The sequence below is a fragment of the Myxococcus vastator genome, from assembly GCF_010894475.1.
Lineage (GTDB): Bacteria > Myxococcota > Myxococcia > Myxococcales > Myxococcaceae > Myxococcus > Myxococcus vastator.
Genome location: NZ_JAAIYB010000302.1, coordinates 1 through 10,559, shown reverse-complemented (window position 1 = coordinate 10,559; position 10,559 = coordinate 1). Strand labels below are relative to the sequence as shown.

The window sequence follows — 10,559 nt, the reverse complement described above, 5'->3', positions numbered from 1 at the left end:
GGGCTCGGAGATGGGTATAAGAGAAAGGTCCGGAATCGCCCTGCCCTCCGCGGGCCCGGCCTCGTTGTCCGCCACCGTCCCGCCCGGGAGCCTCAAGGTGGCGCCGGACACGGGCCGCGAGGGCTTCGACGCCACCATGGCGCCCGGCACCGGCCAGCAGGGCTTCAGTCCGTCCGCCACGGGGCAGATGGGCGTGGCGCAGGCGCAGGGCGTCAACCCGTCCGCCACGGGGCAGATGGGCGTGGCGCAGCTGTCCGCCGCATCGCTCATCGACCCGCCTGGCCTGGAGCCCACACTCATCTCGAAGCAGGTCCCGGCCCTTCCCGTGCCGGAGCGTCCCGCCCAGCCGCACACGTCCGTGAGCGTCCCCGTGCCCATCCCGGGCGCCGCCGAGGCCCACGCCGCCGCGGCGCTGGTGTCCGCCCCATCCACGCCGGCCTTAGCGCCCCCCGCGGCGAAGGGCCGCGGCACCTTCATCGGCGCCACCGCGGCGGTCCTGCTGGCCTCCAGCGTGGGACTCGTCTGGATGATGAAGGGTGGCGCCTCCTCCGGGACGGATTCGCCCACGACGCCCGTCGCGGACCCCCGCGTGCCCCAGGACGCGCAGCCGGCCAACGGCGCTCAAGTCAACGGTACTCAGCAAGCCAACAGCACCGAGCAGGCCAACGGCACCGAGCAGGCCAACGGCACCGAGCAGGCCAACGGCACACAGACTCCGCCGGACGCGGGCTCCCCGCAGCAGGTGGTCGTGGCCACCCACACCCCGCCCGACAAGCCGCCTTCACGCCCGGTGACGCGCCCCGAGCCCAAGGAGGCGCTCCCAGAGCAGGTCCGCAAGCTGCTCAAGGACGGAGAAAGCGCGCTGGCCTCCGGTGACGCCAGCCGCGCCATCGCGCTGGCACGCAGCAGCCAGCGCGCGAAGCGCTCCATGGCGGCGTATTCGCTGCTCACCCGCGCCTACTGCCATCAGAAGGACCTGGGCGGTGCGGTGAGTGAGTGGCCGAAGGTCGCGTCAGCGGAGCGTGCCAAGGTCAAGAAGTTCTGCCAGAAGCACGACATCGAGCTCTGAACCAGCGGGCCATCCAGGTAGGGGGGCTCTCATGCAACACGAGGTGATTCGCTTGAGAAACATGGTCGCAGTGATTGTCGCGGCAGTCGCGCTGGGGGCGTCGCAGGCCCTGGCCGCCGCGCCCGTGGAAGCGGGCAAGGTGTACTCCGGCACGGAGGGCGAAGAGGTGGCCGTGGTGCCGCTCACGCCCCGCTCCGACAAGAAGTTCATCCTGCGCGTGAAGGGCACGGGCTCGGAGTTCGACGGCCTGGTGTTCCCCTACGAGCAGAACGACTGGAGCACCCGCAGCACCGAGCAGTTCAACTACAGCACCCAGTGGCATGGTCGGAAGTACACGGCCCTGCACGTTCGGGACACGAAGTACGAGCTCTACGTGCCCGGCCGCCAGCGCCCCATCCGCCTGGCCTACGACGAGAAGAAGACCGCCGCGCTGAAGCCGGAGGAGGTCTACGCGCAGCACCAGAAGCAGATGAAGGACGGCACCCTGGCGAAGCTGATGGCCTTCGACCGCAAGGGCGAGGAGTCCGGCCACGACAAGGAATATGCCGCCACCCTCCAGGAGATGAACAACGCGTGTGGCACGTCCGTGGCCGCCCGCATCGACTGGAGCAGCGTCAACGAGGACCAGCTCAAGGAGCTGAGCATCGCCAGCTACTGTGGCACGCCGCTGACCAGCCTCAAGGAGCTGTGCACCGCGTCCGCCATCGCGAAGCAGACCATCCAGGAGAAGGTGAAGCAGGTGAGCTGCCGCTTCGGCTCCGCGCTGGAGCCCAAGCTCGAAGCGGACCGCGTCATCTGGACGACGACCCGGGACGCCAGCAACCAGGACAAGTTCGCCACCAAGTTCTTCAAGCAGCACCTGTAGCCGGAGCCTTCACGATGCGATTCCAGCGTTTCGCCTTCGCGGCGATGTCGTTCGCGTGTACGGCCGCCATGGCGGCCGAGCCCATCAAGCCCCCCTGGGGCAAGGAGTCGAACCTCGGCGAGAAGATGATGTTGGAGGCCACGTCGGTGTGCACCGACGGCAAGGGCCACTACGTCGCGCTCACGCCCGACGACGAGGACACCCACGCCGTCCTCTACTACGGCGATGAGAAGCAGCTCGTCCAGGTGCCCCACCCCGGCCCCTACACGTCGCCCACGTCCTTCCTGGACCCGCGCTTCTTCAACAAGGGCGCGAACCCCAGCTTCCGCGGCATCGACTGGCGGGTGATGTCGAGCGTGGAGATGGACCGCAAGGAGCGCACCTGCTCCCTGGCGTGCGGGGAGAAGAAGATTCCCCTCACCATGCTGGACGGAGAGCCGGCCGCGGAGCTGCTGCGCAAGGCCACCTTCCAGCCCAACCCGCAGAAGTTCGTGCCCTACGCGCTGCTGCGCGACACCAAGGGCGTCTACTACTTCGTGGACCGTGGCTTCCACGAGGCGGAGAAGAAGAGCTACCGCGTCTTCATCGGGCCCCGTGGCAACCTGAAGTCCCAGAAGATGACCAACGTCATCTCCGACTCCGAAGGTGAGATCTTCTCCACCAAGCGCGGTGACCTCCGCCTGCTGCTCGACAAGGCGAAGCCCGCCCTGTGGATTGAAAACACCAAGCGGCGCCTGGAGCTGCGCCAGGTGCCCGTGGATGAGAACCTGCCGCTCATCTACAACGAGCTCGGTGTGTACGAAGGCGCCCGCCTGGGCACGCCCTGCGACGACCAGTAGCCGTCCGTCAGCACCAGGGCCGGGAGCCGGCGTCCCACGGACGTCCTCCCGGCCCTTCGTGTCTCCAGCGTCAGCGGCTCACGGCCGCGGCAGCGCCGCCTTCAACCGCGCCACGCTCGTTTTCAGCTCCGCCAGCTCCGCCTTGAGCGCGTCGAGCTCGGCGCTCTTCGCGTGCAGCTCCCGCGTCCGCCGCTCCAGCGCCTGGATGGCGGCCATGTTCACCCCGTCGATGTCGAGCATGCCGATGCTGGTGTCATCGGTCCCCAGGCCAAACGCGGCGCGGAAGTCCTGCGCCACGGGCCCCAGGTGCCGCACCTGCCGGTCCTCGCCCTTGTAGCGCCAGGACGCCACGGGCAGCTTCGCCACCTTCGCCAGGAGGGCCTCCCCGTCGACGTGCCGGAAGTCCTCCTTCATGTCGCGGTCCGACGTGCAGGTGAACACCCCCGAGTTCGCCGGAAGGTCACACCCCGTCCCCAGGTCGGCGCGGGTCCTCAGGCGGACGCCCCCCGCCGCGCGCACCATGAACTGGTTGTCCGCGGTGCTGGTCGCGGTGGTGGTGGTCGACGCGTCGCCCCAGATGAACGAGCCCCTGCGGCCCTCCGTGGACACGCGATTGCCCAGCGCGACGCTGTAGTCCCCCGTTGCCTGGGCGCGGTACCCGATGGCCACGCTCCCCAGCCCCATCGCGGTGTTGGTGTACCCCATGGCCGTGGAGCCAAAGCCGCTCGCGGTGCTGGACGCGCCACTGGCGAAGCTCGCCGTTCCCGTCGCCTGAGTGGCCGAGCCGAAGCACACGGCCACCGTGCCGCTGGCCACGCACTGGTCACCGAAGGCGAACGTGCCATACGCGCTGGCCTGGGTCCGGTTTCCGCCCGCCCACGAGTATTGCCCCACGTTGGCGTCGTCCCACTCATCCGTCATCACGGTGCCCGCGCGGAACGCTCCGCGTGACGGGGCCCACATGAGCCGCGTGCCACCGCCGCTGGTCGTCAGCGCCCCGTACTCCGCGAACTCGCCGCGCGCCAGCAGCCCGCCGCCGGAGTCCACCGTGAAGAGCGGCAAGGCGTCCCAGACCGGCTGGGCGCCGCTCGTGTTCGTGACACGGAGCAGCGGGACGGGAGACGCGACAGGCGCCGCCGCGTCGACGAACAGGCCGGACCGCGTGCTGGCCGTGCCCGCGAGCGACAGCGAGGCGTCCTGGGGCTGCGTCCCATTCTGGATGTAGCTCCCATTGCCCGGCAGCGGCGCACGCGCGTCGCTCAAGCGGGGGTCGCTCCCCTCCACGACCGTCCCCGGCCCCGCGCCATACGCGACGCTGACGACGTTGTTGTCGTCCAACCGGAGCCCCGAACCCACCTCCCAACTTTGGGCGGGTGGCCCCTCCGAACCACACCCCACGGCGGTCAGCATGATGCAGCTCAGCGCGGCGACCCGTCGTCCATTCCTCATGTCATCTCCCGGTGTGGGCGCTGGGTATAAAACGACTTCACCCCGAGTCCTTCGCGAAAAGGGCCATACTCCCCAGGGGGGATTCCGGTGCGCACGCGTGTTGTCCGAGCATCGGCCCCCACCAAGGCCGCCGCCGCGGCCACGCGTCTCCTTCCATGGGAGGCCAAGTGAGGGGGATACACCGATGCCGCCTGCCATCTGGGTCCTGGGGCTGGTGAGCCTGCTGTCGTCAGGGCTGCTCGTCTTCACCGCCGTCCGGCTCGCCGCCGTGAAGAAGCGCTTCCAGCCCGTGCTCGATGTGGAAGCCGAGCGCCAGCGCGTCCTGTCGGAACTGACGCGCGAGAAGGCCGAATCCACGCACACGCTTGCCATGGAGCGGAACCGGGTGGCGGCGGAGCTGACGCGGGCTCGAGAGGATGCGGAGTCAGCCATCCAGAGCGCCAGGCTGAACCTGGTGCGCGCGAAGGAGGAGACTGAACGCGCCATCTCCCAGGAGAAGGCGCAGGCCCGGGCCGAGGCAACGCGCCTCCGAGAACAGGCGGAGACAGCCGCCCGTGAGGCGGACGTCCGGCGCCAGCAGGCCCAGGTCGAGCGCGCCCAGCTTGAAAACACCATCTCCCGGCTGACCGCCGAGCTGCGCCCGCTGGAGGAGGAGTCCGTCCTCCGCTCCTACGGGCTCTACAAACCCGTCTACAACTTCTCCACATCAGAGAAGTACGAGGAGCGCCTGGACGACATCCGCGAGCGTCAAAAGGAGATGCTCAAGGAGAAGAAGGCCGCCTTCTGCAAGATTGAGTGGGAGGTCAACGGCAGCAAGGCGGAGGGCCGCAAGCAGACGGAGCGGACGCTGAAGCTGATGCTGCGGGCCTTCAACGGCGAGGCCGACGCCTGTGTCGCCAAGGTCAGCTACAAGAACGCCAAGGCCATGGAGGCGCGCATCCAGAAGGCCGCCGACGCCATCAGCGCCCTCACCGAAATCCAGCAGTGCTTCATCGCCACGAAGTACGTGGACCTCAAGCTGGACGAACTCAGGCTCGCCCACGAGTACCAGGAGAAGCTTCAGCAAGAGAAGGATGAGCAGCGGCGCATCCGTGAGCAGATGCGTGAGGAAGAGGCCGCCCAGCGCGAGCTGGAGCGTGCCCGGCTGGAGGCCGAGCGGGAAGCGCGACGCGACGAGGAAGCCCTGCGCAAGGCCCGCGCCGAGTTCGAGAAGAGTACCGGCGCGCAGCAGCAGAAGCTGCTGGCGCGTATCGCCGAACTCGAACTTCGAGTCGCGGAGGACCAGGAGCGCACGCGCATCCTCTCCCAGGCTCAGCTCACCCGGGCCGGGCACGTCTACGTCATCTCCAACATCGGCTCGTTCGGAGAGGGCATCTTCAAGATGGGGATGACGCGGCGGCTCGTCCCCCAGGACCGCATCGATGAGCTGGGTGACGCGTCCGTCCCCTTCGAGTTCGACGTCCACGCCATCATCCGCACTCAGGACGCGCCCAAGCTGGAGTCCGAGCTGCACCGCATGTTCGCCAACCGGCGCGTCAACCGCATCAACGAGCGCAAGGAGTTCTTCCGGGTGAGCCTGGACGAAATCGCCGAGCCGTGCGCAAGCACCACGGTGACTTCGAGCTGACGCGCGTCGCCGAAGCCGCCGAGTACCGCAAGTCGCTCGCGCTCACCGAGGAGGAACGAAGCGCCGAGGAAGCATCCCCAGCGTCAGCGCCACGGCGCGCCGTCGCATGAGCCCGCCACTTCGACGCAGGCAGCGGGCCAGACACCGGGCTGACAACGCGCCGCGTCTATCGCGCCACCCACGCTCGTTGGACGTCCAATGACGTTCATCCGTCCACGCGGTGACATGCGCGTCGGCGGGGGGACGCTGGGACGGAAGTGGAAACGTGGCATGTTGCGCTCGCCATGGCCGTCAGCGTCTTCGACCTCTTCAAGATTGGTATCGGACCCTCCAGCTCGCACACCGTCGGGCCCATGCGGGCGGCGCGCATGTTCGCCCGGAAGTTGGCGGACACAGGCGCTTTGGAGCGGCTCACCCGGCTCAAGGTGGAGCTGTTCGGCTCGCTGGGCGCGACGGGCAAGGGCCACGGCAGCGACAAGGCCGTGGTGCTGGGCCTGATGGGCGAGACGCCAGAGGCCGTGGACGTGGAGGCCGTGCCCGCCATGATTTCCCGCTGGCGCGCGGAGGGCCGCGTGACGCTGCTCGGCCAGCGCGAGGTGACGTTCCGTGACGGCGAGCACCTGGTCATGCACCGCCGCCGCTCGCTGCCCTTCCACCCCAACGGCATGCGCTTCACCGCCTGCGGCGAAGACGGCGCGGAGCTGGCCTCGGCCGTCTACTACTCCGTGGGCGGCGGCTTCATCGTCGACGAGTCCGCCGCCGCGGCGGGCAAGGACCCGCTGAGCAAGGACGCCACGCCGCTGCCCTTCCCCTTCCAGTCCGCCGCCGCGCTGCTGGCCCACTGCGAGCGCGAGCGCATGAGCTTCAGCTCGCTCATGCTCGCCAACGAGAAGACCTGGCGCGACGAGGCGGAGATTCGCGCCGGGCTGCTGCGCATCTGGGACGTGATGCAGGCCTGCGTGCGCCGCGGCTGCACCAGCGGCGGCATCCTCCCCGGTGGCCTCAAGGTGGAGCGCCGCGCCGCGGGCATGTACCAGAAGCTCATCAGCCGCCCCGAGGCCGGCCTCACCAACCCGCTCACCGTGCTGGACTGGGTGAACCTCTACGCCCTGGCCGTCAACGAGGAGAACGCGGCGGGAGGCCGCGTCGTCACCGCGCCCACCAACGGCGCCGCCGGCATCATCCCCGCCGTCCTGCACTACTACTGGCGCTTCGTGCCCGGCGCGAACGAGGACGGCGTGGTGCGCTTCCTGCTCACCGCCGGCGCCATTGGCGTGCTGTACAAGGAGAACGCCTCCATCAGCGGCGCGGAGGTGGGCTGCCAGGGCGAGGTCGGCAGCGCCTGCTCCATGGCCGCGGGCGCGCTCACGGAGGTCATGGGCGGCACCCCGCTCCAGGTGGAGAACGCCGCGGAGATCGCCATGGAGCACAACCTGGGCCTCACCTGCGACCCTATTGGGGGACTGGTGCAGGTGCCCTGCATCGAGCGCAACGCCATGGCCTCCGTGAAGGCCATCAACGCCACGCGCATGGCCCTCTCCGGCGACGGGCGCCACTTCGTCAGCCTGGACAAGGTCATCCGGACGATGCGCGACACCGGCCGCGACATGAAGGACAAGTACAAGGAGACGTCGCGAGGAGGGCTGGCCGCCAACGTGCTGGAGGTGACGAACCTGAGCGTGGGCCTCCCAGAGTGCTGAGCCGCCAGCCATCTCCGTCGGAGTCGCTGCGCTGTGCGTGGGTTGCGCGGAGCGCCGGACACGCTTTAAGACGCGCGCCAGGAACGCGGCCATCCCAGGCCGCTTCGTGAGGACCCACGCCCCATGCTCAAGAAGATTCTCGCCGGCCTCGCCGCCGTCATCCTGCTGTTCGTCGGCGTCGTCGTCACCCGCCCCGACACGTTCACCTATCAGCGCACCGCGGTGGTCCCCGTGTCCTCGGACATCGCCTTCGCGCTGGTGAATGACTTCCACCGCTGGACCGAGTGGTCCCCCTGGGACGGCCTGGACCCCCAGCAGCGGCGCACCTACTCCGGCCCGGAGTCAGGCACCGGCGCGGGCTACGCCTGGGTGGGCAACGACCAGGTCGGTGAGGGCCGGATGACCATCACCGACAGCAAGACCAACGAGCAGGTCACCATCAAGCTGGAGTTCATCAAGCCCTTCGAGTCCACCAACACCACCACCTTCACGTTCAGCCCCACCGAGGGCGGCACCCAGATTGTCTGGGCCATGTCGGGCGACAACACCTTCATGGGCAAGGCCATGAGCCTGTTCATGGACATGGACGCCATGATTGGGAAGGACTTCGAGAAGGGCCTGGCGACCCTGAAGGACGTCGCCGTGGCCGACGCGAAGAAGCACGCGGAGTCCGTGGCCGCGCCCGCCGTGCCGTGATGCCCGCCTGACGCCGCGAGGTCCGAGCGCGCGGTGGTGGACACTGCCACGCGCGCGAGTGCCGACTCGCCGACGTCCCCCAAAGCCTCGTGGCCCAGGGAGGACGCCACCAGCGTAGACGGCGCCTTCACCTCTCTCGTTGGCGACAGGCCCCCATGAAACCGCGCAAGCCCTCGGCGAAGCCCCGGCCCACCACGCTCAAGAGCGAAAGCCTCGAACCCCACCGGATGCACGCGGAGGGGAAGGTCCTCACCACGGACCAGGGCATTCCCATCTCAGACACGGACAACTCACTGAAGGCCGGCATCCGCGGCCCCACGCTCCTGGAGGACTTCCACTTCCGGGAGAAGGTGATGCGCTTCGACCACGAGCGCATCCCGGAGCGCGCCGTCCACGCGCGCGGCGCGGGCGCCCACGGCTACTTCCAAGTCTACAAGTCGCTGGAGAAGGTCACCCAGGCCCGCTTCCTCACCGACCCGTCGCTGCGCACGCCAGTGTTCGTGCGCTTCTCCACCGTGGGCGGCTCGCGTGGCTCGGCGGACACCGTGCGTGACGTGCGCGGCTTCGCCACCAAGTTCTATACGGAGGAAGGCAACTTCGACCTGGTGGGCAACAACATGCCCGTCTTCTTCATCCAGGACGGCATCAAGTTCCCGGACTTCGTCCACGCCGTCAAACCCGAGCCGCACAACGAAATCCCCCAGGCGTCCTCGGCGCATGACTCGCTCTGGGACTTCGTCTCGCTCGTCCCCGAGACGACGCACATGGTGATGTGGCTGATGTCGGACCGCGCCATTCCGCGCAGCTTCCGGATGATGGAGGGCTTCGGCGTCCACACCTTCCGGCTGGTCAACGCGGCCGGCAAGGCGAACCTCGTCAAGTTCCACTGGAAGCCGCTGCTGGGCAACCACGCGCTCGTGTGGGACGAGGCCCAGAAGCTGTCCGGCAAGGACCCGGACTTCCACCGCCGCGACCTCTGGGAGTCCATTGAGCGCGGGGACTTCCCCGAGTACGAGCTGGGGCTGCAAATCATCCCCGAAGGCGACGAGCTCAAGTACGGCTTCGATTTGCTGGACGCCACCAAGCTGCTCCCCGAGGAGCTGGTGCCGGTGCAGCGCGTGGGCAAGCTGACGCTCAACCGCAACCCGGACAACTTCTTCGCGGAGACGGAGCAGGTCGCCTTCTGCGTGGCCAACATCGTCCCCGGCATCGACTTCACCAATGACCCGCTGATGCAGGCGCGGCTCTTCTCGTACCTGGACACGCAGCTCACGCGGCTGGGCGGCCCCAACTTCGCGGAGCTGCCCATCAACAAGCCGGTGTGCCCCGTCACCAACCACCAGCAGGACGGTTTCGGGCGGCAGGCGATTCCCACGTCCCGCGCCAACTACCATCCCAACTCCCTGGGCGGCGGCTGCCCGGTGCTGGCCAACCCCGCGAGCGCCTTCCGCCACTTTCAGGAGCGCGTGGAGGGCCACAAGATTCGCGCGCGCAGCGGCAGCTTCAGCGACCACTTCAGCCAGGCCACCCTCTTCTACAAGAGCCTGTCGAAGCCGGAGCAGGAGCACCTGGTGGCCGCGCTCGAGTTCGAGGTTGGCAAGGTGGAGCGCGTGGAGATTCGCGAGCGCGTGGTGAACCAGATTCTGGTGAACGTGGACCCGGAGCTGGCCGTGCGCGTGGCGCGCGCCGTGGGCGTCACGCCGCCAAAGGCGACCCGGCTGCCCAAGCCGTCCAAGGCCGCGGGCAAGAAGGCGGCGCTCTCGGTGGAGACGTCCCCGGCGCTGAGCATGGAGAACTCGCCGCACGACTCCATCCGCACGCGCAAGATCGCGGCCCTGGTGTCGGACGGGTTCTCCGGCAAGGAGCTGGACGGCGTGCGCAAGGCGCTGGAGGAGCGGGGCGCGACGCTGGAGGTGGTGGGCCCCACGCTGAGCCCGGTGACGAGCCAGGAAGGCCGGGAGGAGCGGCCCCTGCGGACCTTCTCCACCGCGTCCTCGGTGATGTACGACGCCGTCTACGTGCCCGGCGGTGAGCGGAGCGTCGCGGCCCTGCGGCGCGTGCCGCTGGCGGTGGACTTCGTGCGCGAGGCCTACGTGCACTGCAAGGCGCTGGCGCTCTCCGCGGACGCCACCACCCTGCTGGACGCCGCGGGCGTGCGCGACCTGGAGGCGCCTCCAGCCAAGGGCCTGGACGCCACGCGCGGCGTCGTCCGCAGCGCGAAGGTGGAGACGAAGGGCTTCGGCCAGCTCTTCGCCGAGTCCATCGCCCGCCGCCACTGGGAGCGTGAGGCCCCGCCCCCGGCGTAGCTCAGCCG

9 protein-coding genes are annotated in these 10,559 nt (G+C 68.9%); 8 read left to right on the top strand and 1 reads right to left on the bottom strand.

Translation table 11 applies throughout. The features are described 5' to 3' along the window. The first annotated feature begins 136 nt into the window (after positions 1–136). The 3 genes from G4D87_RS25525 (at position 137) to G4D87_RS25515 (ending at position 2,773) form a co-directional block, all read left to right on the top strand. Complete coding sequence (locus G4D87_RS25525) at positions 137–1,069, top strand: hypothetical protein (RefSeq protein ID WP_240358604.1); 933 nt, start codon at positions 137–139, stop codon at positions 1,067–1,069. 61 nt (positions 1,070–1,130) lie between these two features. Next, on the top strand, positions 1,131–1,934 hold the full coding sequence (locus tag G4D87_RS25520) for a hypothetical protein (protein ID WP_240358605.1): 804 nt from the start codon (positions 1,131–1,133) through the stop codon (positions 1,932–1,934). Between the two features lie 14 nt (positions 1,935–1,948). Next, on the top strand, positions 1,949–2,773 hold the full coding sequence (locus G4D87_RS25515; protein ID WP_163784851.1) for a hypothetical protein: 825 nt from the start codon (positions 1,949–1,951) through the stop codon (positions 2,771–2,773). A 78-nt stretch (positions 2,774–2,851) separates the two neighbouring features. Here the strand turns inward: G4D87_RS25515 and G4D87_RS25510 are convergent, their stop codons facing one another. Further along, positions 2,852–4,222, bottom strand: a complete 1,371-nt coding sequence (locus G4D87_RS25510; protein ID WP_240358603.1) for a tail fiber domain-containing protein — start codon at positions 4,220–4,222, stop codon at positions 2,852–2,854. Between the two features lie 184 nt (positions 4,223–4,406). On the opposite strand from G4D87_RS25510, the gene G4D87_RS25505 reads away from it, so the two are divergent. The 5 genes from G4D87_RS25505 (at position 4,407) to G4D87_RS25490 (ending at position 10,551) form a co-directional block, all read left to right on the top strand. Then, positions 4,407–5,849 (top strand): SNIPE associated domain-containing protein, encoded by a 1,443-nt coding sequence (locus G4D87_RS25505; protein WP_240358602.1) that lies wholly within the window; start codon positions 4,407–4,409, stop codon positions 5,847–5,849. Beyond that, positions 5,819–5,959, top strand: coding sequence for a hypothetical protein (locus G4D87_RS39585; RefSeq protein ID WP_240358601.1), 141 nt, complete (start codon positions 5,819–5,821; stop codon positions 5,957–5,959). Before G4D87_RS25505 ends, G4D87_RS39585 begins: the two co-directional genes overlap by 31 nt. Positions 5,960–6,133: 174 nt before the next feature. Further along, complete coding sequence (locus G4D87_RS25500) at positions 6,134–7,549, top strand: L-serine ammonia-lyase (RefSeq protein ID WP_163784847.1); 1,416 nt, start codon at positions 6,134–6,136, stop codon at positions 7,547–7,549. A gap of 123 nt (positions 7,550–7,672) precedes the next feature. After that, a complete protein-coding gene (locus G4D87_RS25495) occupies positions 7,673–8,245 on the top strand; it encodes an SRPBCC family protein (RefSeq protein ID WP_163784845.1) in 573 nt (190 codons plus the stop codon). A 155-nt stretch (positions 8,246–8,400) separates the two neighbouring features. Then, positions 8,401–10,551: a catalase gene (locus G4D87_RS25490; protein WP_163784843.1), complete on the top strand. Its 2,151-nt coding sequence runs from the start codon at positions 8,401–8,403 to the stop codon at positions 10,549–10,551. Positions 10,552–10,559 lie beyond the last annotated feature (8 nt).

Bases quoted from the DNA above. Each gene is read 5' to 3' on its own strand.
- G4D87_RS25525 (WP_240358604.1), top strand. From the start codon at position 137: ATGGCGCCCGGCACCGGCCAGCAGGGCTTCAGTCCGTCCGCCACGGGG.
- G4D87_RS25520 (WP_240358605.1), top strand. From the start codon at position 1,131: ATGGTCGCAGTGATTGTCGCGGCAGTCGCGCTGGGGGCGTCGCAGGCC.
- G4D87_RS25515 (WP_163784851.1), top strand. From the start codon at position 1,949: ATGCGATTCCAGCGTTTCGCCTTCGCGGCGATGTCGTTCGCGTGTACG.
- G4D87_RS25510 (WP_240358603.1), bottom strand. From the start codon at position 4,222: ATGAGGAATGGACGACGGGTCGCCGCGCTGAGCTGCATCATGCTGACC.
- G4D87_RS25505 (WP_240358602.1), top strand. From the start codon at position 4,407: ATGCCGCCTGCCATCTGGGTCCTGGGGCTGGTGAGCCTGCTGTCGTCA.
- G4D87_RS25500 (WP_163784847.1), top strand. From the start codon at position 6,134: ATGGCCGTCAGCGTCTTCGACCTCTTCAAGATTGGTATCGGACCCTCC.
- G4D87_RS25495 (WP_163784845.1), top strand. From the start codon at position 7,673: ATGCTCAAGAAGATTCTCGCCGGCCTCGCCGCCGTCATCCTGCTGTTC.
- G4D87_RS25490 (WP_163784843.1), top strand. From the start codon at position 8,401: ATGAAACCGCGCAAGCCCTCGGCGAAGCCCCGGCCCACCACGCTCAAG.